General features: G+C 73.3%; 24 protein-coding genes. 22 read left to right on the forward strand and 2 right to left on the reverse strand.

What is annotated here, in order from left to right; all coding sequences use genetic code 11:
- Window positions 1–91: 91 nt before the first annotated feature.
- The 11 genes from ftsH (at window position 92) to Q6347_RS12495 (ending at window position 12,104) form a co-directional block, all read left to right on the forward strand.
- Window positions 92–2,197 carry an ATP-dependent zinc metalloprotease FtsH gene (ftsH, locus tag Q6347_RS12445; protein WP_304607513.1) on the forward strand — a complete coding sequence of 702 codons (2,106 nt, stop codon included), beginning with the start codon at window positions 92–94 and terminating at the stop codon, window positions 2,195–2,197.
- 42 nt (window positions 2,198–2,239) lie between these two features.
- Complete coding sequence (gene folE / locus Q6347_RS12450) at window positions 2,240–2,827, forward strand: GTP cyclohydrolase I FolE (protein ID WP_171245932.1); 588 nt, start codon at window positions 2,240–2,242, stop codon at window positions 2,825–2,827.
- Between the two features lie 3 nt (window positions 2,828–2,830).
- Complete coding sequence (gene folP / locus Q6347_RS12455) at window positions 2,831–3,724, forward strand: dihydropteroate synthase (protein WP_171245582.1); 894 nt, start codon at window positions 2,831–2,833, stop codon at window positions 3,722–3,724.
- A 14-nt stretch (window positions 3,725–3,738) separates the two neighbouring features.
- Window positions 3,739–5,442 carry a 2-amino-4-hydroxy-6-hydroxymethyldihydropteridine diphosphokinase gene (gene folK / locus Q6347_RS12460; RefSeq protein ID WP_304607626.1) on the forward strand — a complete coding sequence of 568 codons (1,704 nt, stop codon included), beginning with the start codon at window positions 3,739–3,741 and terminating at the stop codon, window positions 5,440–5,442.
- A 1-nt stretch (window position 5,443) separates the two neighbouring features.
- Window positions 5,444–5,914, forward strand: coding sequence for a DUF3180 domain-containing protein (locus Q6347_RS12465; protein WP_171245580.1), 471 nt, complete (start codon window positions 5,444–5,446; stop codon window positions 5,912–5,914).
- Window positions 5,915–5,959: 45 nt separating this feature from the next.
- Complete coding sequence (locus tag Q6347_RS12470; RefSeq protein WP_304603108.1) at window positions 5,960–6,463, forward strand: PH domain-containing protein; 504 nt, start codon at window positions 5,960–5,962, stop codon at window positions 6,461–6,463.
- Window positions 6,460–8,028 carry a PH domain-containing protein gene (locus tag Q6347_RS12475; RefSeq protein WP_304603109.1) on the forward strand — a complete coding sequence of 523 codons (1,569 nt, stop codon included), beginning with the start codon at window positions 6,460–6,462 and terminating at the stop codon, window positions 8,026–8,028. The genes Q6347_RS12470 and Q6347_RS12475 overlap by 4 nt, the downstream gene beginning before the upstream one ends.
- A complete protein-coding gene (locus Q6347_RS12480) occupies window positions 8,025–8,975 on the forward strand; it encodes a Rossmann-like and DUF2520 domain-containing protein (protein WP_304607514.1) in 951 nt (316 codons plus the stop codon). Before Q6347_RS12475 ends, Q6347_RS12480 begins: the two co-directional genes overlap by 4 nt.
- Window positions 8,972–9,937 carry a pantoate--beta-alanine ligase gene (panC, locus tag Q6347_RS12485; RefSeq protein ID WP_304607515.1) on the forward strand — a complete coding sequence of 322 codons (966 nt, stop codon included), beginning with the start codon at window positions 8,972–8,974 and terminating at the stop codon, window positions 9,935–9,937. Before Q6347_RS12480 ends, panC begins: the two co-directional genes overlap by 4 nt.
- An 83-nt stretch (window positions 9,938–10,020) precedes the next feature.
- Window positions 10,021–10,431, forward strand: coding sequence for an aspartate 1-decarboxylase (gene panD, locus Q6347_RS12490; protein WP_246246266.1), 411 nt, complete (start codon window positions 10,021–10,023; stop codon window positions 10,429–10,431).
- The gene (locus Q6347_RS12495; RefSeq protein WP_304603112.1) at window positions 10,428–12,104 is read left to right on the forward strand and encodes an L-aspartate oxidase; all 1,677 of its coding nucleotides are present in this window, start codon (window positions 10,428–10,430) and stop codon (window positions 12,102–12,104) included. The genes panD and Q6347_RS12495 overlap by 4 nt, the downstream gene beginning before the upstream one ends.
- A 49-nt stretch (window positions 12,105–12,153) precedes the next feature.
- Here the strand turns inward: Q6347_RS12495 and nadC are convergent, their stop codons facing one another.
- Window positions 12,154–13,089, reverse strand: a complete 936-nt coding sequence (gene nadC / locus Q6347_RS12500) for a carboxylating nicotinate-nucleotide diphosphorylase (RefSeq protein ID WP_304603113.1) — start codon at window positions 13,087–13,089, stop codon at window positions 12,154–12,156.
- An 80-nt stretch (window positions 13,090–13,169) separates the two neighbouring features.
- Here nadC and lysS point away from each other — a divergent pair, with 80 nt between their 5' ends.
- From lysS to Q6347_RS12540, 8 genes are all read left to right on the forward strand, one after another.
- Window positions 13,170–14,684, forward strand: coding sequence for a lysine--tRNA ligase (gene lysS / locus Q6347_RS12505; protein WP_304607516.1), 1,515 nt, complete (start codon window positions 13,170–13,172; stop codon window positions 14,682–14,684).
- Between the two features lie 11 nt (window positions 14,685–14,695).
- Complete coding sequence (locus Q6347_RS12510) at window positions 14,696–14,866, forward strand: hypothetical protein (RefSeq protein WP_171248414.1); 171 nt, start codon at window positions 14,696–14,698, stop codon at window positions 14,864–14,866.
- 104 nt (window positions 14,867–14,970) lie between these two features.
- Window positions 14,971–15,303, forward strand: a complete 333-nt coding sequence (locus tag Q6347_RS12515; RefSeq protein WP_304603115.1) for an Lsr2 family protein — start codon at window positions 14,971–14,973, stop codon at window positions 15,301–15,303.
- A 126-nt stretch (window positions 15,304–15,429) separates the two neighbouring features.
- Window positions 15,430–16,518, forward strand: coding sequence for a beta-propeller fold lactonase family protein (locus tag Q6347_RS12520; RefSeq protein ID WP_304607517.1), 1,089 nt, complete (start codon window positions 15,430–15,432; stop codon window positions 16,516–16,518).
- Window positions 16,519–16,547: 29 nt separating this feature from the next.
- Window positions 16,548–17,837, forward strand: coding sequence for a D-inositol-3-phosphate glycosyltransferase (gene mshA, locus Q6347_RS12525; RefSeq protein ID WP_304603772.1), 1,290 nt, complete (start codon window positions 16,548–16,550; stop codon window positions 17,835–17,837).
- A 364-nt stretch (window positions 17,838–18,201) separates the two neighbouring features.
- Complete coding sequence (locus Q6347_RS12530) at window positions 18,202–18,351, forward strand: hypothetical protein (RefSeq protein WP_304603117.1); 150 nt, start codon at window positions 18,202–18,204, stop codon at window positions 18,349–18,351.
- 56 nt (window positions 18,352–18,407) lie between these two features.
- Complete coding sequence (locus Q6347_RS12535) at window positions 18,408–18,842, forward strand: nitroreductase family deazaflavin-dependent oxidoreductase (RefSeq protein ID WP_171248418.1); 435 nt, start codon at window positions 18,408–18,410, stop codon at window positions 18,840–18,842.
- A gap of 98 nt (window positions 18,843–18,940) precedes the next feature.
- A complete protein-coding gene (locus tag Q6347_RS12540; RefSeq protein ID WP_171248419.1) occupies window positions 18,941–19,681 on the forward strand; it encodes a phosphoglyceromutase in 741 nt (246 codons plus the stop codon).
- 74 nt (window positions 19,682–19,755) lie between these two features.
- Here Q6347_RS12540 and phoU read toward each other — a convergent pair whose 3' ends face one another.
- Window positions 19,756–20,424, reverse strand: coding sequence for a phosphate signaling complex protein PhoU (gene phoU / locus Q6347_RS12545; RefSeq protein ID WP_304603118.1), 669 nt, complete (start codon window positions 20,422–20,424; stop codon window positions 19,756–19,758).
- 158 nt (window positions 20,425–20,582) lie between these two features.
- On the opposite strand from phoU, the gene Q6347_RS12550 reads away from it, so the two are divergent.
- The 3 genes from Q6347_RS12550 (at window position 20,583) to pstS (ending at window position 24,023) form a co-directional block, all read left to right on the forward strand.
- Entirely contained in the window at window positions 20,583–21,923 is a 1,341-nt protein-coding gene (locus Q6347_RS12550) for a cell wall metabolism sensor histidine kinase WalK (protein WP_304607518.1), read from the forward strand.
- Window positions 21,920–22,630, forward strand: a complete 711-nt coding sequence (locus Q6347_RS12555) for a response regulator transcription factor (RefSeq protein WP_304607519.1) — start codon at window positions 21,920–21,922, stop codon at window positions 22,628–22,630. The genes Q6347_RS12550 and Q6347_RS12555 overlap by 4 nt, the downstream gene beginning before the upstream one ends.
- A gap of 265 nt (window positions 22,631–22,895) precedes the next feature.
- Entirely contained in the window at window positions 22,896–24,023 is a 1,128-nt protein-coding gene (gene pstS / locus Q6347_RS12560; RefSeq protein WP_369810853.1) for a phosphate ABC transporter substrate-binding protein PstS, read from the forward strand.
- Window positions 24,024–24,115: the final 92 nt, after the last annotated feature.

A 24,115-nucleotide genomic window follows, 5' to 3' on the forward strand; every position in this document is an offset into this window, starting at 1 on the left:
AACAGGCGCGGGAACTTTCCGCGGTCCCGTGTAGTTTCGTAGGTCGAACCATCGCCCGACCGAAGGGAAGCGGGGCACGCCCCCGTCACGGATGAACTTCAAGAAGATCTTCAGCGGACCGCTCATCTGGATCGCGCTCGGCCTCATCCTGGTCGCGCTCGCGTTCTCGGCCTTCTCCGGTGAGCGGATCGAGCGTGTCGAGACGTCGCAGGGCCTGGAGCTGCTGTCCGGCGACACGGTCGACCACGCGCTCATCGTGGACGGCGACCAGCGCGTCGAGCTCGAGCTCAGCGAGCCCTACGTCGTCGACGAGGGGACCGAGGACGAGCGGGACCTGGGCGAGAAGGTCGACTTCTTCTGGGTGGCGCCGCAGGGCGAGGACGTCGTCGCCGCCGTCGAGTCCGCGGATCTGTCCGAGGGCTACGACACCTACGTGCCGCAGCCGTCGTTCCTCGGCTCGATGCTCTCCTTCCTCGTGCCGTTCCTCATCATCCTCGTCGTCTTCTGGTTCGTCCTGTCGCGCATGCAGGGCGGCGGGCGCAACGGTGTCATGGGCTTCGGCAAGTCCCGGGCGAAGATGATCACCAAGGACACCCCGCAGGTGACGTTCGCCGACGTCGCGGGCGTGGACGAGGCCGTCGAGGAGCTGCACGAGATCAAGGAGTTCCTCTCCGAGCCGGAGAAGTTCCAGGCCGTCGGGGCGAAGATCCCCAAGGGTGTGCTGCTGTACGGCCCGCCCGGCACGGGCAAGACGCTCATCGCCCGCGCCGTCGCGGGAGAGGCCGGGGTGCCGTTCTACTCGATCTCCGGCTCGGACTTCGTCGAGATGTTCGTCGGCGTGGGCGCATCGCGCGTGCGGGACCTGTTCGAGCAGGCGAAGAACAACTCGCCCGCGATCATCTTCGTCGACGAGATCGACGCCGTCGGCCGGCACCGCGGCGCCGGCATGGGCGGCGGGCACGACGAGCGCGAGCAGACGCTGAACCAGATGCTCGTCGAGATGGACGGGTTCGACGTCAAGACGAACGTCATCCTCATCGCCGCGACGAACCGCCCCGACATCCTCGACCCCGCGCTGCTGCGCCCGGGCCGCTTCGACCGGCAGGTCGCCGTCGAGGCGCCGGACCTCAAGGGGCGCGAGCACATCCTGCAGGTGCACGCCAAGGGCAAGCCGATGGTCGAGTCCGTCGACCTGGCGGCCGTGGCGCGCCGCACGCCCGGCTTCACCGGCGCCGACCTGGCCAACGTGCTCAACGAGGCCGCGCTGCTCACCGCCCGCTCCGGGGCGCAGCTCATCGACGACCGGGCGCTCGACGAGGCGATCGACCGTGTGCTCGCCGGCCCCCAGAAGCGCACCCGGGTCATGAAGATCAAGGAGCAGAAGATCACGGCGTACCACGAGGGCGGCCACGCCCTGGTGGCGGCCGCGATGCGGTACACCGACCCGGTGACGAAGGTGACGATCCTGCCCCGTGGACGTGCTCTCGGGTACACGATGGTCATGCCCACCGAGGACAAGTACTCGACCACCCGCAACGAGCTCCTGGACCAGCTCGCCTACGCCATGGGTGGGCGCGTGGCCGAGGAGATCGTGTTCCACGACCCCACCACGGGTGCGAGCAACGACATCGAGAAGGCCACCGCCATCGCCCGCAAGATGGTGATGGAGTACGGCATGAGCGAGAAGGTCGGCGCGCTCAAGCTCGGCTCCGCCTCGTCCGAGCCCTTCCTGGGCAAGGACATGGGCCACCAGCGCGACTACTCGGAGGCCGTCGCGGGGACCGTGGACCACGAGGTCCGCAAGCTCGTCGAGGCGGCGCACGACGAGGCGTGGGAGGTGCTGACCCAGTACCGCGACGTCCTGGACGACCTCGTGCTGCAGCTGCTGGAGAGCGAGACCCTGAACCAGGCCGAGCTGGCCGAGGTCTTCGCCCCGGTGAGCAAGCGCCCGGCCCGCGACGTGTGGCTGTCCAGCACCGAGCGCACCGTGCACACCCGCGGTCCGGTGATGACCGAGGGCGAGAAGGCCGCCTACGCCACCAACGGCCACGCCGGCGGGCTGCCGCAGGACGAGGCCGCCGTCGTCGGCAACGTCGAGGCCGAGGCCGCGGCGTCGCGCACCGTCGACGAGCGTGTCGCGCGGCCCTCGGGCGACGACGGCACGACCGCGGAGCGGTCCGACGGCGAGGAGGCCTGAGTGGCCGAGCCGGATCTCCCGCTGTCGCCGGTCTCCCTCGGGATGCGGTCGGCGTCGGAGGTGCCGCCCTACGACCCCGAGCGGGTGGAGGCGGCGATCCGTGAGCTGCTGATCGCCGTCGGGGAGGACCCCGACCGCGAGGGCCTGCGCGACACGCCCGCACGGGTGGCGCGCTCCTACCGGGAGATCTTCGCCGGGCTGCACCGCGAGCCGGAGGACGTGCTGACCACCACCTTCGACCTCGGTCACGAGGAGCTGGTGCTGGTCAAGGACATCGAGGTGTACTCCACCTGCGAGCACCACCTGGTGCCGTTCCACGGCGTCGCCCACATCGGCTACATCCCCAGCGCCGACGGGCGGATCACCGGGTTGTCGAAGCTGGCGCGGCTCGTCGACGTCTACGCCAAGCGTCCCCAGGTCCAGGAGCGCCTGACCACGCAGGTCGCGGACGCGCTGGTGAGCATCCTCGACCCGCGGGGCGTCATCGTCGTCGTCGAGTGCGAGCACCTGTGCATGTCGATGCGGGGCGTCCGCAAGCCCGGCGCCCGGACGGTGACGTCCGCCGTGCGGGGGCAGCTGCAGGCCACCGCGACGCGTGCCGAGGCGATGAGTCTGATCCTGGGGCGCTGACGCATGAGGACGCGCGACGTCGCCGTCGCCGGGCTGCCGGAGCTGTCGGGGACAGGACGCTGCCTGGTGATGGGTGTGGTCAACATCACGCCGGACTCCTTCTCCGACGGCGGGGAATGGTTCGAGCCGGAGGCCGGCGTGCAGCACGGGCTCGACCTGCTCGCCGAGGGCGCCGACGTCCTGGACGTCGGCGGGGAGTCGACCCGTCCCGGGGCGGACCGGGTGACCGAGGCGGAGGAGCTGCGTCGCGTCATCCCGGTGATCGGGCGCCTCACCGCCGCCGGTGCCGTGGTGTCGGTCGACACGACGCGGGCCGCCGTCGCCGAGCGTGCGGTCGCCGCCGGCGCGCGCCTGGTCAACGACGTCTCCGGCGGCCTCGCCGACCCCGAGATGGCCACGGTCGTGGCCGAGACCGGGGTGCCGTACGTGGCGATGCACTGGCGGGGGCACAGCGACGTCATGGACTCGCTGCAGGACTACGACGACGTCGTGGCCGACGTCCGTGACGAGCTCGCCGCGCGCGTCGCCGCGCTGCACGACGCCGGGGTGGCCCCCGAGCAGGTCGTGCTCGACCCGGGCCTGGGTTTCGCCAAGTCCGGTGCGCTGAACTGGCCGCTGCTCGCCCACCTGGACGCGTTGGAGTCGCTGGGGCGACCGCTGCTCGTGGGTGCGTCCCGCAAGCGGTTCCTCGGGCACCTGCTGGCGGGTGTGCACGGCACGGCGGACGACCAGCCGGTACCGCCCGGCGCCCGGGACGACGCCACGGCCGCGATCTCGGCGTTGGCTGCACACGCCGGGGCGTGGTGCGTGCGCGTCCACGCCGCGCGTGCGAGCGTTGACGCCGTACGAGTGGCGGCCGCCTGGAGGCAGGCCGAGACGATGGAGGGCACCGCGTGACATTCGCCGACGCCGTGACGGGGTCGGACGGCCGACCCCTCGACCAGATCAGACTGACGGGCGTGACCGCCACCGGCCACCACGGCGTGCTGCCGGAGGAACGCGCCGAGGGGCAGACGTTCCGCGCCGACGTGGTGCTGCACCTGGACGTGCGGGCCGCTGCCGGTGCCGACGACCTCGCGGCGACGGTCAGCTACGCCGAGGTCGCCGAGGACGTGCACGACGTGCTCTGCGGTCCGCCGGTCGATCTCGTCGAGACGCTGGCCGAACGGGTCGCCGCCGTCGTGCTGGAGCACCCGGCGGTCCAGGCCGTCGACGTGCGGGTGCACAAGCCGGAGGCGCCGATCGCCGTCCCGTTCGACGACGTCGAGATCGTGGTGCGCCGCGACCGGGAGCACCGGCCGTCGGTGCCGGCGCTCCGTGCCGGGTCGCCGGTGCAGGTCTCGTCGTCCGGCCCCGCCCCGGAGCCGGCGGCTCCCGCGGTGCCACCGCCTCCGGCCCCGCCGCAGCCGGTCGCGGGGACACCCGCGTCCGCGCCGGTGCCGGTGCCGTCGGCGGCCGTGCCCGCCCCGGCCCCGTCGCCGTCCGCCGGTTCGGTGCCGTCCGCCTCGTCGGTGCCGACGCCCGCCGTGTCCGTGCCACCGGCGCCCGAGCGTCCCGTCGCGGAAGCACCCGTTCCCGCACCGCGCGCCCCCGAGCCCGCCGTGCCGGAGTCGTCGGCCGCCGAGTCCTCGCCCGTGGCGGAGGTCGCGATCGTGGAACCGGAGCACGTGCCCGCCCCGGCCGTCGACCCCCTGGACGCGGTGCCGGAGGCCCCCGTCGAGGCGGTGATCGCCCTCGGAGCGAACCTGGGTGACGCCCAGGGCACGCTGCGCGAGGCGGTGACCGACATCGACCGGGTCTCGGGGGTGCAGGTGATGGAGGTCTCGCCGCTCGCCCGCACGGTCGCTGTCGGCCCCGAGCAGCCGGACTACCTCAACGCCGTGCTGCTGGTTCGGACCACGCTGCCGGCCCGCGGCCTGCTGGGCGTCTGCCAGGACGTCGAGATGCTGCACGGCCGGGTCCGCGAGGAGCGCTGGGGTCCGCGGACCCTGGACGTCGACCTCATCCAGTACGACGACCTGACGTCGACCGCCGAGGACCTGGAGCTGCCGCACCCCCGCGCGCACGAGCGGGCGTTCGTGCTGGTGCCGTGGGCGGAGGTCGACCCGCAGGCCGTGCTGGGCGGGCTCGGCGGCGGTTCGGTCGCCCAGCTGGCCGCGACGGCCCCCGACCGAACGGGCATCCGGTGGCTCGCGCTGGACTGGTTGACCGGACCGGCCGCCACCGGGACGGTGCCCGCGCAGCCGGAGCCGGAGCCGGAGCCGGAGGCGGACCCGCCTCCGGCCGGGGAGCAGTCCTCGACCTCGGCGCCGGCCACCAGCGCGTTCCCGGCGCAGGCCGCGCCCTCGGCACCGGTCCCGTCCGCGGACCCCTCCGCCGAACCGTGGCGCGAGCCGTCGGGCGAGCTGCCCCGGCGGGAGCCGTCGCCCCGGCTGCCGCAGCGGGACACTCCCGCCGAGCTGCCGCGGCGGGAGCCGTCGACCGAGCTGCCGCAGCGGAGGGAGACCTCCGGCCAGGTGCCGCAGGTCCAGGAGCCACGCGGCTTCGTGGCGGCCGCCGGGATCCACGCCCCGATCCCGCCCGCCCCCGACGCCGAGCACCCGGAGCGCTCCTGACGTGCGGCGTACCCGTGTCCGGACCCTCGCGGCCGTCGCGGTCGGCGTCGCCGCCGTCGGGCTGCTGCTGCTGAGACTGCTCGAGTCCCGGGGGATCTTCGTCCCCGGCGCCGCCTGGGTGGAGGTGGCGGCTCTCGTCCTGCTCGCCGGTCTCGTGCTGTGGGCCGGCTGGGCGGTCCGGTCCTACCTGCGCGGTGACCGCCCCGACCTGGACCCGCTGCGCGCGGCGCGCACGTTCGCCATGGCCAAGGCCGCGGCGTACACGGGGGCCTTGCTGGCCGGCCGGTACGTCGCCTCCGTGCTGCTGGTGCTGCCGCAGCTGGACGTGGAGCCGCGCCGGGAGGTCGCCGTCACGTCGGGGGTGGCCGCGCTGGCCGCCGTGGGGCTCGCGGTCGTGGGGCTCGTCGTCGAGAAGTTCTGCGAGGCGCCGCCTCCCGAGGAGGACGACGGGACCGAGGCGGTCCCGTCCTGAGACGGCGCGGGCCGTCCCGTGCCGCTGTTCTGCGAAGATGGGGACATGACACACCCCGCACCGGGTCCGGCCGACCCGTTCGACCCGCCGGGCGTGACGTGGGACCGGGTGTCGCCCCGGCTGATCCCCGCGCGTCTGGTCGTCGTGGGCATCTGGCTCGGACTGCCGCTCGTCGCCACGGTCCTCCTCGCCGTGCTGGTCACCCCGTGGCTGTGGATCGCGACCGCCGCGCTCGTCGTGCTGCTCGCCTGGGTCGGGGTGCTGGTGCCCCGGCAGGTCCGTGCCATCGGGTACGCCGAGCGTGACGACGACCTGCTGATCCGCAGCGGGATCCTGTTCCGCGAGCTGGTCGTGGTGCCCTACGGACGGATGCAGTTCGTGGACGTCACGGCCGGCCCCCTGGACCGTCGGCTGAACATCGCCAAGGTCCAGCTCCACACGGCCTCGGCCAGCACGGACGCCGAGATCCCGGGGCTGACGCCGGACGAGGCCGAACGTCTGCGTGATCGTCTGACGGCGCGCGGCGAGGCGAGGCTGGCCGGCCTGTGAGCGCTGCGGAACCGACGCCGGACGTCCCCCGGACGGCACCGGCGCGCGAGTGGCGACGGGTGCACCCCATCACGCCGGTCGTGCGCGGCTGGGCCGTCATCGCGGTGCTGCTGTTCGTCGTGGGGCAGCAGCTCGCCGAGGGTGTCGAGTACGCCGACGCCGTGGTCGACGGCGTGGCCCAGGTGTGGTGGATCGTGGTCGTCCTCGTGGTGGTCCTGCTGGCGGTCATCTTCGGCGTCTCGGCGCTGGCCTGGCGCATGACCTCCTACGCGGTGGACGACGACGCCGCGCACCTGCGGCGGGGCATCCTCTTCCGGCAGCAACGCCACGCGCGCCTCGACCGCCTGCAGGCCGTCGACGTCCGCCAGCCGCTGCTGGCGCGGCTGTTCGGGCTGGCGGAGCTGACCCTCGAGGTCGCCGGCGGGTCGGACTCCGGGGTGGTGATCGGGTTCCTGCGGCTCGACGACGCCAAGCAGCTGCGGGCCGAGCTGCTGGCGCGCGCGGCCGGCGTCAAGGCGCGTCGCACCGACGGGCAGACGGTCGGTGCCGGCGACGGCGCGGGAGGGGCGGCGTCGCCCACCGCCTCGTCCCACGACTCGCCACCGGCCGAGGTCGCCGAACCGGCGCAGGAGGCACCCGAGAACCTGGTCTACGAGGTGCCCCCGGGCCGGCTGGTCGTCTCGCTGCTGCGCCTGCCCGCCGTGTGGATCGCGCTGGCCGTGCTGATCGGCCTCGTCGTGTTCGTCGCCGCCACGCAGGCCGTCGGGGTGCTGTTCTCGATGCTGCCGGTCGCCCTCGGCGTCGGGACGTTCCTGTTCAACCGCTTCGCCGGCGAGTTCGGGTTCCGGGCGGCGATCTCCCCGGACGGGATCAGGCTGCGGCACGGGCTGCTGGAGACGCGGGCGCAGACGATCCCTCCCGGGCGGGTCCAGGCGCTGGAGCTCACCCAGGGGCTGTGGTGGCGGGGCAAGGACTGGTGGCGGATCACGGTCAACGTGGCCGGCTACGGCAGCGAGGACCAGAACGGTACGCAGAACGTGCTGCTGCCGGTGGGTCCTCGCTCCGAGGCACTGGCGGCCCTGTGGCTGGTGCTGCCCGACCTCGGGGCCGACGAGCTGACCGAGCTGCTGGACGAGGGCCTGGCGGGCGACAGCCGGACCGACCGGTTCTTCACGACGAGCCCGCGGAGGGCCCGGTTGCTGGACCCGCTCAGCTGGCGGCGCAACGGGTTCGCGGTCGCCGACCGTGCGCTGCTGCTGCGTGGCGGACGCCTGACGCGGCGACTCTCCGTGGTGCCGCACGAGCGGACCCAGTCCCTGGGCCTCGAGCAGGGGCCGTGGCAGCGCGGCCGGGGCCTGGCGACCTTCGCGGTGCACTCCACGCCGGGACCGGTGACGACCCGGTCCCACCACCTCGACGCCCCCGACGCGGTGCACCTGCTGAGCGAGCAGGCGGTCCGCGCGCGCTCGGCCCGGGCGCACCAGGTGCCGGAGCGGTGGATGGAGCGGGTGGCGCCCCTGGCGAGGTCGCGGCCCACCGACGGCGACGCGGAGGAGACCCCGTGACGGCGCCGGAGACGACCCGCCCGGGTCGGCTCGGGGTCGGCGTCGTCGGCGCCGGCCGGGTCGGGGCCGTGCTGGGCAGCGCGCTGCGGTCGGCCGGGCACGCCGTCGTCGGCGCCTCCGGGGTCTCGGACGTCTCGCACGAGCGGATCGAGACGATGCTGCCCGGCGTGCCGCACCTGGAGGTGCCGGAGATCGTCGAGCGGTCCGAGCTGGTGCTGCTGGCGGTGCCCGACGACGCGCTCGCCGACCTCGTGTCCGGTCTGGCCGACGTCGGCGCCTGGCAGCCGGGCCAGATCGTCGTGCACACCTCGGGCCGCTACGGCACGGGGGTGCTGGGGCCCGCGCAGCGGGCGGGTGCGATCCCGCTGGCGATCCATCCCGCGATGACGTTCACCGGGACCTCGCTGGACCTGGCCCGGCTGTCGGGCTGCACCTTCGCCGTCACCGGACCCGGGGCGGTGCTGCCCATCGGGCAGGCGCTCGTGGTCGAGATCGGGGGCGAGCCCGTCGTCGTCGACGAGGCGTCCCGGGGGCTGTACCACGCCGCGCTGGCGCACGGGGCGAACCATCTGGTGGTCCTCGTGGCCCAGGCGGCGCAGGCGCTGGAGGCCGCCGGGATCGAGCACCCGGGCCGGGTGCTGGCCCCGCTGCTGGGCGCCGCGCTCGACGGGGCGACCCGCGCGGCGGACGTGCGCGACGGCGAGGGCCCCGGGGCGATCGCGGCGCTGACCGGCCCGGTCGCCCGGGGGGACGCCGGCACGGTGACCACCCACCTGGAGGTCCTCGGGGACCTCGCGGCCGACACGGGGGCGACGGACGTCCCCGACAGCTACACGGAGCTCGCCCGCGGGGCCGCGCGGCGCGCGCTCGCGAGCCACCGCATCGACGACGCGGCAGCACGGGCGCTGCTGGACGTCCTCGGCGAACCGCCCAAGGGGGACTCATGACCGCACCTGCCGACCGGGCGACGTCGTCGTCCGCCGACACCGACGGGGTCGTCGCACGGACCCGTACCGAGCTGCGGGACGCGCTCGCCGCGTGGACGCTGAGCGGGGCCGACCCGACCGACCGCCGTGCCGTGGTGATGACGATGGGGGCGCTGCACGCGGGGCACCTGGAGCTGGTCCGGCGTGCACGGGCCGAGGTCGGCCCCGGCGGGCAGGTGGTGGTGACGATCTTCGTCAACCCGCTGCAGTTCGGCGAGGGCGAGGATCTGGACGCCTACCCCCGGGACCTGGACGGCGACCTGGAACGGCTCGCCGAGGTGGGGGCGGACGTCGTCTTCGCGCCGACGCCGGACGTCGTCTACCCCGACGGCGACCCGATCGTGCGGGTGTCCGCCGGTCGGATCGGCGAGGTGCTCGAGGGGGCCTTCCGCCCCGGGCACCTCGACGGCGTGCTGACCGTGGTGCTGAAGCTGATCCAGCTCACCCGCCCGGACGTCGCGCTGTTCGGCCAGAAGGACGCCCAGCAGCTCCTCGCCGTCCGCCGCATGGTGCGTGACCTGGACCTGCCGGTCGAGATCGTCGGCGTGCCCACCGTGCGTGACGAGGACGGCCTGGCGCTGTCGTCCCGCAACACGTACCTGTCCGCGGGGGAGCGGGACGCGGCCCTGGCGCTGTCGCGCGCGCTGCGGGGCGGTGCGGTGGAGGCCGAGGCCGGGCACGGCGCCGCGGCGGTGCTCGCGACGGCGTCGGGAATCCTCAACGCGGTCCCCGACGTTGTGGTGGACTACCTGGCACTCGTCGACCCGGATACTGTGGAGGAGGTAGCCGGTGACCACACCGGTCCCGCCCTGCTGCTCGTCGCCGCGCGCGTGGGCACCACACGACTGATCGACAACCAGGCCGTGGATGTCGTCGCGTCCTCCGCGGAGGACGAAACCGCAGGCCAGGAGGCAACCCCGTGACTGACCAGACTGCATCGTCCGTGGGCACGACCCCGGCGGACCGCCGGACCGGTACGCGCCGCCCGGCGTCCCTGCAGCGCCCGATGATGATCGGCAAGATCCACCGCGCGACGGTGACCCAGGCCGACCTGCACTATGTGGGATCCATCACGGTCGACACCGACCTGCTGGACGCCGCGGACCTGATCCCCGGCCAGCAGGTCGACGTCGTGGACGTCGACAACGGCGCCCGCCTGACGACGTACGTCATCCCCGGTGAGCCGGGGTCCGGCCAGATCAGCATCAACGGCGCCGCGGCGCACCTCGTGCACCCCGGCGACAAGGTCATCATCATCGCCTACGGCATGCTCTCGGACGCCGACGCCCGCTCGTTCCTGCCGAACGTCGTGTTCGTCGACGGCGAGAACCGGATCGTGGACGTGGACGACGACCCCGGGCAGGTCCCGGACGGCTACGGGCTCGTCAGCTCGGGTATCCCTCTCGGCGCGCGGTGAGTCCGGACCGGCTCGCCCGTTCCCTCGTCGCGCCCGCCCCGGGCTGGACGACGCGCGCGGACGCGGTCGTCGTCGGCTCGGGGATCGCCGGACTCACGGCGGCGCTCGAGCTGCGGGCCCGGGTGCCGCACGTCCTGCTGGTCACCAAGGGCGCGCTGTCCTCGGGGTCGACCGTGTGGGCGCAGGGCGGGATCGCCGCCGTCCTGCACCCGGACGACACCCCGGAGGCGCACCTGCACGACACGCTCGAGGCCGGCGGTGGCCTGAGCGACCCGGAGGCCGCCGAGGTCCTGGTCACCGAGGGCCCGCAGCGGGTGCACGAGCTGGTGGCTCGTGGGGCCAGCTTCGACCGCGCCGACGACGGCGGGATCGCGCTCACCCGGGAGGGCGGCCACCGGGCCGACCGGATCGCGCACGCGGGCGGTGACGCCACCGGGGCCGAGATCTCGCGCGCGCTGGTGGCGCAGATCGAGGCCGTGCGGCACGACCCGGGGATCGAGGTGATCTCCAACGCACTGGTCCTCGACGTGCTCACCGGGGCGCCGGACGCCGCGGGGGAGCGCCCGGTGGCCGGTGTGACGTTGCACGTGCGCGGCGAGGGGTCGCGCGACGGGGTCGGTGCCGCCCTGGCCCCGGTCGTGGTGCTGGCGACCGGGGGCGTGGGGCAGGTGTTCCGCTCCACGACCAACCCGCCCGGGGCGACCGCGGACGGCATCGCGGCGGCGTTGCGTGCCGGTGCCGTGCTCGGCGACCTGGAGTTCGTGCAGTTCCACCCCACGGTGCTGTGGCTGGGTGCCGGAGCCCGGGGCCAGCTCCCGCTGATCAGCGAGGCGGTGCGTGGCGAGGGTGCGCTGCTGCTCGACGTGAACGGGCACCGTTTCATGCCGGACGTGCACCCCATGGCCGAGCTCGCGCCCCGGGACGTCGTGGCGCACGCCATCGTGCGGCAGATGGCGGCGACCTCCGCCGACCACGTGCTGCTGGACGCCCGCGCTCTGGGGGCCGACTTCCTGCGTCGCCGGTTCCCGGGGATCACCGCCCGGCTGGCCGACCACGGCATCGACTGGACGGAGGAGCCGGTGCCGGTGGCGCCGGCCCAGCACTACCACTCCGGGGGTGTCGTCACCGATCTGCACGGCAGGTCGTCCGTCCCGGGGCTGTACGCGGTGGGGGAGGTCGCGTGCACCGGCGTGCACGGCGCCAACCGACTGGCGTCGAACTCGCTGCTCGAGGGACTCGTGTTCGCCCACCGGGCGGCGGCCGACGTGGTGGCGCGGTTCGAGACCGGGGAGCTGTCCACGGCCCCGGACCCCGTGGAACGGCCCGGCGGCTCGGCGCTCGTCGCCGCGGCCGCACGGTCCCGCATCCAGCGCATGACGTCCGAGGGGGCGGGGCCGATCCGCACGGCGGAGTCCCTGGCCCGCGCGGACACCGCCCTGGCGGGCGTGACGACCTCGGCCCACGGGGACGTCGGCGTGGTGGCGGCCCCGCAGGTGGCCGAGTGGGAGACGACGAACATCCACCAGGTGGCACGCGCCCTGGTCCGGGCCGCCGCGGTGCGGACCGAGAGCCGGGGCGGTCACTTCCGCGCGGACTTCCCCGACCGCGACCCCGCCTGGGAGCGGCGCGTGACGGTGGCGCTGGAGGACGACGGCACCCTCACCGCCGGCTGACCCGCGAGTCAGGCCTGACTCGCGCGGGTCAGGCCTGACTCGCGCCGGGTCAGTGCAGGTCGAGGGCCAGGTCGAGGATCGGCGCCGAGTGCGTCAGGGCCCCCACCGACAGGTAGTCCACCCCGGTGAACGCGACCTCGCGAGCCCGCTCGACCGTGAGGTTGCCCGTCGCCTCGAGCTCGACGTGCGCCGGTACGCCGTCGTGGCCCTGGCGGTCCCGGACCGCCGCGACGGTGTCCGCCAGCACCTCGGTCGGCATGTTGTCGAGCAGCAGGAAGTCCGCACCCGCGTCCAGCGCCTCCAGGGCCTGCGCGGTCGTGTCCGCCTCGACCTGCACCAGCACGTCGGGGAACGCCGTGCGCACCGCGGTGACCGCCGCGCTCACCGATCCCGCCGCGACGACGTGGTTGTCCTTGACCATCGCGACGTCGTACAGACCCATCCGCTTGTTCGTGCCGCCCCCGGCGCGGACCGCGTACTTGTCCAGGGCGCGCAGGCCCGGCGTCGTCTTGCGGGTGTCGAGCACCTGCGCCCCGGTGCCGGCCAGCTCCCGGGCGAACGCCGCCGTGGCGGTCGCCACACCGGAGGCGCGCGAGGCGAGGTTGAGCAGGGTGCGCTCGGCCACCAGCAGCACCTGGGTCCGCCCGGTGAGGCGGGCCAGCACCTGCCCCGGCACGACGGCGTCCCCGTCCTGGGTGTGGAACGTCACGTCCGGGGTCGGCAGACCGAGCCGCGAGGCGGTCTGCCGCAGCGTCTCGGCGACGACGACGAGCCCGGCGACGGTTCCCGCCGCACGGGCCACGAGGTCGGCGGTCCCCGTGGCCGACGGCGGGATCGTGGCCTGCGTGGTCACGTCACGACCAGGGGCGGGACCGAGGTCCTCGTCCAGCGCGGTCTCCACCGTGCGGCGGATCCAGTCGGGATCGAGGCCCGGGTCGACAGCGGACGGCGTGGTGCGGACCGGGAGGGCGTCGGGCGTGCTCACGGCGACACGGTACTGCCCGGGTGTCCGAGGCACGGTGGAAAGGCGTGGGGCGGCTTGGCGGCGGACCGTAGAATCGGACGGTGACCACCCCCGAGAATGCCGACTCCGCCGTGTCCGACGACCTGCCCGAGCAGCTCCGGGTCCGCCGTGAGAAGCGCGACCGGATCATTGCCGAGGGCGGTGAGGCGTACCCGGTCGGCCTGCCGATCACGCACACGATCGCGCAGGTCCGTGGTGCGTACGACCACCTGGAGGCGGGGCAGGAGACCGACGACGTCGTCGGTGTCGCGGGCCGCGTGGTGTTCCTGCGCAACACCGGCAAGCTCTGCTTCGTCGCGCTGCAGGACGGCGAGGGCAACCGCCTGCAGGCGATGCTCAGCCAGAAGGTCGTCGGCGCCGAGTCGCTGAGCGCCTTCAAGGCCGACGTCGACCTCGGCGACCACCTGTTCGTCCACGGCCGGGTGGGTTCCTCGCGCCGGGGGGAGCTGAGCATCTTCGCGGACTCGTGGCAGATGGCCTCCAAGGCGCTGCGGCCGCTGCCGGTGCTGCACAAGGAGCTCTCGGAGGAGGCGCGGGTCCGGCAGCGGTACGTCGACCTCATCGCCCGCCCGGCCGCGCGGGACATGGTCCGGCTGCGCGCCGCCGTCGTGCGCTCGCTGCGCGAGAACTTCCACGCCCGGGACTTCCTCGAGGTCGAGACGCCGATGCTGCAGGTCGTCGCCTCGGGTGCGTCGGCGCGGCCTTTCGCCACGCACATGAATGCCTATGACATGGAGCTGTTCCTGCGTATCGCGCCGGAGCTGTTCCTCAAGGAAGCCGTCGTGGGCGGCGTGGAACGCGTCTTCGAGATCAATCGCAACTTCCGCAACGAAGGTGCGGACTCCTCGCACTCGCCGGAGTTCGCGATGCTCGAGGCCTACGAGGCGTACGGCGACTACGACACGATGGCGGCTCTCACGCAGGATCTCGTGCAGACCGCTGCGCGAGAGGCGCTGGGGACGACCGTGGTGACGCTGCCCGACGGCGAGGAGTACGACCTCGGTGGGGAATGGGCGCACATCACGATGTACGGGTCGCTTTCCGAGGCGATCGGTGAGGAGATCACGCCGGAGACGTCGGTCGAGCATCTCAACGAGCTCGCCGAGAAGGTGGAGATCTCGATCGACCCGAAGCAGATGATCCACGGCAAGCTGGTCGAGGAGCTGTGGGAGCACCATGTCGGCAACGACCTGTACGCGCCGACGTTCGTGCGGGACTTCCCCGTCGAGACCTCCCCGCTGACGCGTGCCCACCGCACCATCCCGGGTGTCGTCGAGAAGTGGGACCTCTACGTGCGCGGCTTCGAGCTCGCCACGGCCTACTCCGAGCTCGTCGACCCGGTCGTGCAGCGCGAGCGTTTCGCCGAGCAGGCACGCCTCGCGGCGGCCGGCGACGACGAGGCGATGGCGCTCGACGAGGACTTCCTCACGGCGATGGAGTACGCCATGCCGCCGGCCGGCGGCATGGGCATGGGGATCGACCGACTTCTCATGGCGCTCACGGGTGCGGGAATTCGCGAGACGATCCTCTTCCCCCTGGTCAAGCCCACGCACTGAGGACGACGATCATGGATACTTTCTGGGCCGTCGTGGCCGGTCTCATCCCTTCGATCGGGGTCGGCCTGCTGTTCTGGTTCGCCATGCGCAAGATCGTGCGTGCGGACCGCAATGAGCGGGCCGCGCAGGAGCGCTACGAGGCGGAAGCGCGTCGCGATGAATCGTCGCCGTTGAATGGTTGACCCGGGTTGCTATTGCATTCCCCTCGTGGCGAGTTGACATTCCATTCTTGATCGGTGCATCCTGAAAAGGTCATTGCATTTCGGTTCCTGAGAAGGGTGGCAACGTGGTCCAGAAGACCCAGGTCGTGCTGTTGGATGACATCGACGGCACCGAAGGTGACGAGACCGTCACTTTTTCGCTGGACGGCGTCTCCTATGAGATCGACCTCACATCGGCACATGCGTCGGAGCTGCGTGAGTCCTTCTCGAAGTGGATCGGGCACGGCCGCAAGGCCGGCCCGAAGGCAGCGGGACGCGCCGCCGGCCCCCGTCGTGGCCGGACCGACCGTGCCCAGCTGCAGAAGATCCGCGAGTGGGCGCGCGAGAACGGCCACGAGGTGAACGACCGCGGCCGCATCCCGGCACGCATCCTGGAAGCGTACGAAGCGGCTCACTGAGCCCGGCATCGGCTGCCCTCGCCCCGATCGGTTCGTTCCGGTCGGGGCGCGGTGCTGTCCGGGGAAGACCGCGCCCGCTCCTGAGGTGCGCGGTGAGCACCGGCCGCGGACGCCTACCCTGGACCCATGACCACTCCGAGCGCCTCCGTGCCGCTGTGGGTCGGCACCTACCCGTCGGCCGGGACGGCGGCAGGCAGCGGAGAAGCGGTGTGGCGCGTCGACCTCGACCGGTCCGACGGCTCGCTCGGTGCGCCGCGCGTCGCCGCCGAGGTCCCGTCGCCGTCGTTCCTGGCCCGGCACCCCTCCGCCCCGGTCGTCTACGCGGTGACCGAGACCCCTCCCGGGAGGCTGACGGCACTGCGCGACGTCGGTGACGGCACGCTCGAGGTCCTCTCGTCCGTCGGCTCCGGCGGGGACGACCCCTGCCACGTCGCCGCCGCGGACCGGACGGCCTGGGTCGCGAACTACGGGGACGCCGTCGCCGCCGCGGTGGGCCTCGCCGAGGACGGCACCCCCGTCGCGGACCACCGCTCCCTGCACGCCGGGTCCGGCACCGGCCCGGTGACGGACCGGCAGGACGGCCCGCACGCGCACCAGGTGACCGTGCTCGACGGCGAGGTGCTCGTCACGGACCTCGGCGCCGACGTGGTCCGGCGCTACCCCCTCGACCCCGCACCGGGCGACGGCGGCGTGCTCGCGGACGACGGCGGCTCCGTCGCCGCGTGGTTGCCCGCCGGGACCGGGCCTCGCCACCTCGTCGTCCTGCCCGGAGGGGCGCTGGTCGTCGCCGGGGAGCTCGACGCCCGGCTCCACGTGCTGCTCCCCGCCGACGGTGCCTGGCACCACGCCGGGAGCGTGCCCGTCTCGCCACGGGCGATCGCGGGGGACGCCTTCCCCGGGCACGTCACGCTCAGCGCCGACGGCCGTCGCCTGCACGTCGGGGTGCGCGGACCGGACCTGCTGGCCGTGCACTCGGTGTCCGGCGACCGCACCCCGGAGATCGCGCACCTGGCCGACGTCCCGCTCGGCGAGGGCTCCTGGCCGCGTCACCACGAGGTCTTCGCCGCGACGGACGGTGCCGAGCTCGCGGTGGTCGCGCTGCAGGGCACGAGCGAGCTGGCCACGGTGCGTCTCGACCCCGCGACCGGGGCGGGTGCGGTCGTCGACCGCGTCGCGTGGGCCACCCCGCCCTCGTGCGTGCTGGAGGCCCGGTGAGCGCGGACCGCGGGGGGCCGCGGGTCGCGATGATCTCCGTGCACACCTCGCCGCTGGACCAGCCCGGCACCGGGGACGCCGGCGGGATGAACGTGTACGTCCTGGAGCTGTCCCGTGCCCTGGCGCGCCGGGGGGCCGAGGTGGAGATCTACACCCGGGCGACGTCGTCGGCCCAGCCCAAGGTGGTCCAGGCGGAACCGGGTATCCGGGTCGTGCACATCGCCGCGGGTCCGTACGAAGGGCTCGACAAGAAGGACCTGCCGGCCCAGCTCTGCTTCTTCAGCGCCGGGGTGCTCCGGGCCGAGGCGCACCGACCGCCCGGCTGGTACGACGTCGTGCACTCCCACTACTGGCTGTCCGGTCAGGTCGGCTGGCTCGCCGCCGACCGGTGGGACGTGCCGCTGGTGCACACCATGCACACGATGGCGCGGGTGAAGAACGCCGCCCTCGCCCCCGGGGACACCCCGGAGCCGCACAGCCGGGTCATCGGCGAGGAGCAGGTCGTCGCGGAGTCCGACGCGCTGGTGGCGTCCACCACGGAGGAGGCCGAGGACCTGGTCCGCCACTACGGCGCCGACCCGGACCGCCTGCACGTGGTGGCGCCGGGCGTCGACCTGGACGCCTTCGCGCCGCTGGAGCCGGCACCGGGGGAGACGGCGGCGCAGGCGCGGCGTGCGCTGCGGGCGCGGCTCGGGCTGCCCGTCGACCGCCCGCTGGTGCTCTTCGCGGGGCGCGTGCAGCTGCTCAAGGGCCCGGACGTGCTGGTGCGCGCCCTCGGGGTCATGGCCGACCACGCGGCGACGGTCGCCGATCCGGACGCCCTGCGGGACGGCGGCGGGTCGCGGGTGCCGACCCTCGCGGTGCTCGGTGGCGCGAGCGGGCGTCCGACGGCGGTGCGCGAGCTCGAGGCGCTGGCGTACCAGATGGGGGTGACCGACCACGTGGTGGTGCGCCCCCCGGTGTCCCGCGAGGAGCTGGCCGACTGGTACCGGGCGGCGGACGTCGTCGCGGTGCCGTCGCACAACGAGTCGTTCGGACTCGTGGCGGCCGAGGCGCAGGCCTGCGGCACGCCGGTCGTCGCGGCGGCCGTGGGCGGGCTGCGGACCGTGGTGGTCGACGACGTCTCCGGGGTGCTCGTGGACGACCACAGCCCGTGGACGTGGGCGGCCGAGCTCGGCGCGCTGCTGGGCGATGACGAACGGCGGGAGCGCCTGGCGGCCGGGGCGCGGCGCGCGAGCGAGCGGTTCTCCTGGGACCGTGCGGCGGCGGCGATGCTGGACGTGTACTCCCAGGCCGCGAAGGTCCGCCGCACCCGCTGAGCCTGGACCGATCTGCGCGGGTCAGGACCCGATCCCGCGAGTCAGGACGGAACTTCGCGGGTCAGGACCCGATCCCGCGAGGCAGAAGAGGTAGCGCTCACGTGCTGACCTGCGCAAGGATCACCGGCACGACGCTCGATGCGGTGGCCGCTCCGGCCCTGACGCGACGACGCGGTGGTCGGCTCACCGTCGTCGTCCTGCTCGTCGTCCTGGTTCTCGGGGTCGCGGGCGGTCGGTGGGGCTCGTCGACGACGCAGTGGGCCGAGGGCCGGGTCCAGCTCGTCGGCGTCGACCCGCCGCGGGACCACCACGTCGTGGTGCTGCACGACGACTGGACCTACGCGTTCGCCCGGGGCACGGTCCGGTGGATCGATCCCCGGGGACCTGGCACGAGGACGGCGACCCGACGTGCGTCGTCCGGCCGGACGGCGGTGGGGTGCGGTTCGCCTGGGAACGTGCCGACGTGGAGGACGTGTCCTGGCGCGTCGTGGTCCTGGTCGACTGCCGCTCCTGACCGCGCCGTCGCACCCGGCGGGAATGCCCACGGACCGCGGGAACGTTGCCGCGGGCATGGCGATCACCGGAGAGTACGTCCCCAGCCCGTCCGAGTTCGTGGCCAACCACGTCGAGACCTACGAGTCCTCGGGCGGCACCGAGGGCACCACGATGCGCGACAAGCCGGTCATCATCCTGACGACCGTCGGCGCGAGGTCCGGCAAGCTGCGCAAGATCCCGCTGATGCGCGTCGAGCACGACGGCGACTACGCCGTCGTCGCCTCGATGGGCGGCGCCCCCCAGCACCCCGTGTGGTTCCACAACATCGTGGCGAACCCGCGCGTGGAGCTGCAGGACGGGCCGGAGAAGCACGCGTACACGGCCCGCGAGGTCACCGGCGAGGAGAAGGCTGTCTGGTGGGAGCGCGCGGTCGAGGCGTGGCCGGACTACGCCGAGTACCAGAAGAAGACCGACCGCGAGATCCCCGTCTTCGTGCTCGAGCGGGACTGACCCGTCGTCCTGCCGAGCCGTCAGCACATCCTGGTCCCCCGGTGTCCGAGATCCGGCCCGGGCTGCAGGCGGACGGCTCGGCAGGGCAGGATGGGGCCATGACCTACACCCTCGTGCTGCTCCGCCACGGCGAGAGCGAGTGGAACGCGAAGAACCTCTTCACCGGCTGGGTCGACGTCCCGCTGTCGGAGAAGGGCACCGAGGAGGCGAAGCGCGGCGGCGAGCTCCTCCAGGAGGCCGGCCTGACGCCCGACGTCCTGCACACCTCGCTGCTGCGCCGTGCGATCTCGACGGCGAACCTCGCCCTCGACGTCGCCGACCGGCACTGGATCCCGGTCAAGCGCAGCTGGCGCCTCAATGAGCGCCACTACGGCGCCCTGCAGGGCAAGGACAAGAAGCAGGTCCGTGACCAGTACGGCGAGGAGCAGTTCATGCTCTGGCGTCGTTCCTACGACGTGCCGCCGCCCGAGATCGAGCTGGGCTCGGAGTACTCCCAGGACGCCGACCCGCGCTACGCCGGCGAGCCGATCCCGCGGACCGAGGCGCTCAAGCAGGTGCTCGACCGGTTCCTGCCGTACTGGGAGTCGGCCATCGTGCCGGACCTCCAGGAGGGCAAGACCGTCCTGGTGGCCGCGCACGGCAACTCCCTGCGCGCGCTGGTCAAGCACCTCGACGGCATCGACGACGAGACGATCGCCGGGCTGAACATCCCGACGGGCATCCCGCTGGTCTACGAGCTGGACGAGGAGACGCTGAAGCCGACCAACCCGGGCGGCACCTACCTCGACCCGGAGGCGGCCAAGGACGCCATCGCGGCCGTGGCCAGCCAGGGCAAGTAACGGCGCCCGACACGACGACGGAGGGGCCCTTCCCGCAGCGGGAAGGGCCCCTCCGTCGTCGGTGCGGCGACGTGTCAGACGTCGGCGGGCGCGTGGATCTCGGCCTCGAAGTCGCCCGTCACCAGGTAGGTGATGCGACGCGCCACCGACACCCCGTGGTCGCCGAACCGCTCGTAGTAGCGGGCCAGCAGGGTGACGTCGATCGTCTCCTGCGCGGTGCCGGTCCAGTCCGGCGACAGCGTCGCGGCGAACGTGTCCTGGTGCAGCCGGTCGATGACGTCGTCGCCGGCCTCGATCTCCGCGGCGAGCGCGACGTCCCGCGTGGAGAGCAGCTCGGAGGTGCGCCGCGCCACGAGTCCGGCGGCCTCGTTGATCGCGACGAACGTCTCGCGGGCGGCGTCCGGCACGGCCAGCGCGGGGTAGCGTCCGCGGGCGACCTCGGCGACGTGCCGGGCGAGGTCACCCATCCGCTCCAGCGTGGAGCTGATGCGCAGCGCGGTGATGACCACGCGCAGGTCGGTGGCGACCGGAGCCTGCTGGGCGAGCACGTGGACGCACCGCTCGTCCAGCTCCCGCTCCAGCCGGTCGATCTCGTGGTCGGAGGCGATCACGTCCTGGGCGAGCTGGTGCTCGCCGTCGAGCAGCGCCGTACCGGCTCGCGTGATCGCCGACTCGACCAGTCGGCTCATCTCGACCAGACCGTCGCCGATGTGCTTCAGCTCGGCATCGAAGATCTCTCGCATGGGTGTCCTCTCGAAGATCGGTGCTGATCAACCCTCACAGGTGCCTCGGACGGCGAAGTGAACGTGACGCGGGCTCCAGGTGAACAGTGGGCGACGCGTCAGGGAGCAATTGCTGCCGTGGCACGGCAACGACCCCTCCGAGACCTAGGCTGGCACTTGTGGAAGGAATCATCCAGGGTGTCACGGCGGTCATCGCCGGTGGTCTCGGCGTCGTCGTCGGGCTCGTCGCTGCCCTCGCCTTCCGCCTCTCCGACCGTGCGCAGCAGCGGGAGGCCGAGTCGGAACCCGGTGCGCTCGACGAGGGCCTGGTCCGCGTGCTGTCGGTGCTGCGCTCCGCCGCGGTCGTGATCGACGACGACGACGACGTCGTCCGGGCCTCCCCGCCGGCGTACGCGCTCGGCGTGGTGCGCAACGACGCCCTCGCCCACGAGACCGTCGTCGAGCTGGTCCACGAGGTGCGGCGCGACGGCGTGATCCGTGAGCGTGAGCTGGAGCTGCCGCGCGGTCCCATCGGCTCCGGCACCGTGCTGCTGCAGGTGCGGGCCGCGCCGCTCGGGATGGACAACATCCTCGTGCTGGCCGAGGACCGCACGGAGGCCCGCCGGGTCGAGGCGATCCGGCGCGACTTCGTCGTCAACGTGTCGCACGAGCTCAAGACGCCGGTCGGTGCGCTCGCGCTGCTGGCCGAGACCGTCCAGGACGCTGCCGACGACCCCGAGGCCGTCCGGCGGTTCACCGAGCGGATGCAGTCCGAGGCGCACCGGCTGTCCGAGCTGGTGCACGAGATCATCGAGCTCTCCCGGCTGCAGGTGGCGGGTGCCCTGCAGCAGATCGAACCCGTCTCGGTGGTCGACGTCGTCGACGAGGCCGTCGACCGCGCCCGGACGAAGGCGCAGGGCAAGAACATCGCGATCACCGTGGGCGGGACGTCGGAGAGCATCGTGTTCGGCGACCGCAACCTGCTGGTCACCGCGGTCCGCAACCTGCTGGACAACGCGGTCTCCTACTCCGGGGAGAACACCCGCGTGGGGGTCGGCGTGCACGAGCGCGACGGCCTGGTGGAGATCGACGTCGTCGACCAGGGCGTCGGGATCTCCACCGAGGAGCAGCAGCGCGTCTTCGAGCGCTTCTACCGCGTGGACCCGGCCAGGTCCCGGGACACCGGCGGGACGGGACTCGGACTGAGCATCGTCAAGCACGTGGCCGCCGACCACGGCGGTGACGTGCGGGTCTGGTCGGAGCCGGGCAAGGGCTCCACCTTCACCTTGCGCATCCCGGCCGCGGACCTCGCGGCGGGTGCGCTGGACGCGTCGGCCGCCACACCGGACGGCGGGCCGTCCGACGACGGTCCGGCCGGAGCCCCGCCCGACGGCGGGGCGTCCGGCGGCAGCACGGACGGGTCCGACAGCGGCCCGTCGACCGCCCCGGGCAGCTCCGCGGGCGGACCCCATCGGCACGGTGCCGGAGACGGCCCGAGGAACGAGGAGGTAAGCGCGTGATGCGCATCCTGGTGGTCGAGGACGAGGAGTCGTACCGCGACCCGCTGACGTACCAGCTGACCCGCGAGGGCTACGACGTGGTCGCGACGGCTGACGGCAACGACGCGCTCGAGAGGTTCGACGACGGCGGGGCCGACCTGGTGCTGCTCGACCTCATGCTGCCGGGCCTCAGCGGCACCGAGGTCTGCCGTGAGCTCCGGCAGCGCGGCGACGTGCCGATCATCATGCTCACGGCGAAGGACTCCGAGATCGACAAGGTCGTGGGGCTCGAGCTCGGGGCCGACGACTACGTCACGAAGCCGTACTCGTTCCGCGAGCTCCTCGCGCGCATGCGGGCGGTGATGCGGCGGCGCGGCCCGGGGGGCGACGCCGGCGCCACGCCCGACGACGACGGGGAGTCCGTGCTCGAGATGGGTCCGGTGCGCATGGACGTGGAACGGCACACGGTGGCGGTGCGCGGCGAGGCGGTCTCCCTGCCGCTCAAGGAGTTCGACCTGCTGGAGCTGCTGCTGCGCAACGCCGGCCGGGTGCTGACCCGCGGCCAGCTCATCGATCGTGTCTGGGGCGCCGACTACGTGGGCGACACCAAGACCCTCGACGTCCACGTCAAGCGCATCCGGTCCAAGATCGAGATCGACCCGAGCGCGCCGTCCCTGCTCCTCACGGTGCGCGGTCTCGGCTACAAGTTCGCCGACGCCGAGGGCTGAGGCGGAGCGAGCTCGCGAGTGCAGCCGCCGCCCGACCCTCGAGCCCGAGGGCTGAGGCGGAGCGAGCTCGCGAGTGCAGCCGCCGCCCGACCCTCGAGCCCGAGGGCTGAGGCGGAGCCCCGGACGCCCGGTGTCCCAGGGTCCGACGGCTGTTCATCGTTCGTTCATCTGCTCCTGGCCGGCGAGCCACCTCGCCTGCCTAACGTTCCCAACGAACGCCGGCGGCCGCCGGTGCCACCACCGTGTGAACAGGATGGAACGACTCGTGAACCTCAGCCGATTCACCCGTGCCGGATCTGCCGTCGCCGTCGGCGCGCTGGCTCTCAGCCTCGCGGCCTGCGGCTCGGACCCCGAGCCCGCGGGCTCCGCCGGCGACGAGAGCACCGAGACGACGGAAGACTCCGGCGACATGGAGGGCGGCCTGTCCGGCACGCTCTCCGGCGGCGGCGCCTCGTCGCAGGAGGCCGCCATGAACGCCTGGCGCGCCGGGTTCCAGCAGGCGAACCCTGACGCGACGGTGAACTACGACCCCGTCGGTTCCGGCGGCGGCCGCACCGGTTTCGGCGACGGCTCCTACAAGTTCGCCGGCTCGGACGCCGCGCTGGACGACGAGGAGCTCGCCGCCGCCGAGGCGCAGTGCGGTGAGGGTGGCGTCATCGAGTTCCCCGGCTACGTCAGCCCGGTCGCGGTGGCCTTCAACCTCGAGGGCGTCGACTCGCTCAACATGGGCCCGGAGACGATCGCGAACATCTTCCTCGGTGAGATCACCTCCTGGGACGACGAGGCGATCGCCGCGGACAACCCGGACGCCGACCTGCCCAGCACGCCGATCACCGTCGTGCACCGCTCCGACGAGTCGGGCACCACGGAGAACTTCGAGGAGTACCTCTACACGGTGGCCCCCGACATCTGGACGGCCGAGCCCTCCGGCGTGTGGCCGGTCGACGGCCAGGAGTCGGCGCAGGGCACCTCGGGCGTCGTGGGCGCCGCCCAGGCCGGCGAGGGCACCATCACCTACGCCGACGCCTCCCAGGTCGGCGACCTCGGCACCGTCGCGGTCGGTGTCGGTGGTGACTTCGTCGAGTACTCGGCCGAGGCCGCCGCGGAGGTCGTGGCTCAGTCGCCGCGGACCGAGGGCACCAGCGAGTACGTCTACACGATCGACCTCGACCGCGACATCGCGGGCACCTACCCGATCGTCCTGGTGTCGTACAGCCTCGCCTGCACGACCTACGATGACGAGGAGACCGCCGAGCTGGTCAAGGGCTTCCTCGGCTACGTCGCCAGCGAGGAGGGCCAGCAGGCCGCCTCGGACGCCGCCGGGTCCGCCCCGCTGTCCGACACGATCCGCCAGGCCATCATGCCGGGCATCGAGTCGATCTCCGCGGGCTGACCAGGTTCATCGCCTGAACGGCCGCCGGCGGCCGGGTCGGACGCTCGCAGCGTCCCGCCCGGCCGCCGTTCCGGCCGTCCGGCACCCGAGCA

It is taken from the genome of Isoptericola sp. b408 (assembly GCF_030588085.1).
Lineage (GTDB): Bacteria > Actinomycetota > Actinomycetes > Actinomycetales > Cellulomonadaceae > Isoptericola > Isoptericola sediminis.

Excerpts from the sequence above, each read along its gene's own strand:
- ftsH (WP_304607513.1), top strand. The coding sequence starts at position 92 with ATGAACTTCAAGAAGATCTTCAGCGGACCGCTCATCTGGATCGCGCTC.
- folE (WP_171245932.1), top strand. The coding sequence starts at position 2,240 with ATGCGGTCGGCGTCGGAGGTGCCGCCCTACGACCCCGAGCGGGTGGAG.
- folP (WP_171245582.1), top strand. The coding sequence starts at position 2,831 with ATGAGGACGCGCGACGTCGCCGTCGCCGGGCTGCCGGAGCTGTCGGGG.
- Q6347_RS12470 (WP_304603108.1), top strand. The coding sequence starts at position 5,960 with ATGACACACCCCGCACCGGGTCCGGCCGACCCGTTCGACCCGCCGGGC.
- panC (WP_304607515.1), top strand. The coding sequence starts at position 8,972 with ATGACCGCACCTGCCGACCGGGCGACGTCGTCGTCCGCCGACACCGAC.
- panD (WP_246246266.1), top strand. The coding sequence starts at position 10,021 with ATGATGATCGGCAAGATCCACCGCGCGACGGTGACCCAGGCCGACCTG.
- Q6347_RS12510 (WP_171248414.1), top strand. The coding sequence starts at position 14,696 with ATGGATACTTTCTGGGCCGTCGTGGCCGGTCTCATCCCTTCGATCGGG.
- Q6347_RS12520 (WP_304607517.1), top strand. The coding sequence starts at position 15,430 with ATGACCACTCCGAGCGCCTCCGTGCCGCTGTGGGTCGGCACCTACCCG.
- mshA (WP_304603772.1), top strand. The coding sequence starts at position 16,548 with ATGATCTCCGTGCACACCTCGCCGCTGGACCAGCCCGGCACCGGGGAC.
- Q6347_RS12535 (WP_171248418.1), top strand. The coding sequence starts at position 18,408 with ATGGCGATCACCGGAGAGTACGTCCCCAGCCCGTCCGAGTTCGTGGCC.
- Q6347_RS12540 (WP_171248419.1), top strand. The coding sequence starts at position 18,941 with ATGACCTACACCCTCGTGCTGCTCCGCCACGGCGAGAGCGAGTGGAAC.
- phoU (WP_304603118.1), bottom strand. The coding sequence starts at position 20,424 with ATGCGAGAGATCTTCGATGCCGAGCTGAAGCACATCGGCGACGGTCTG.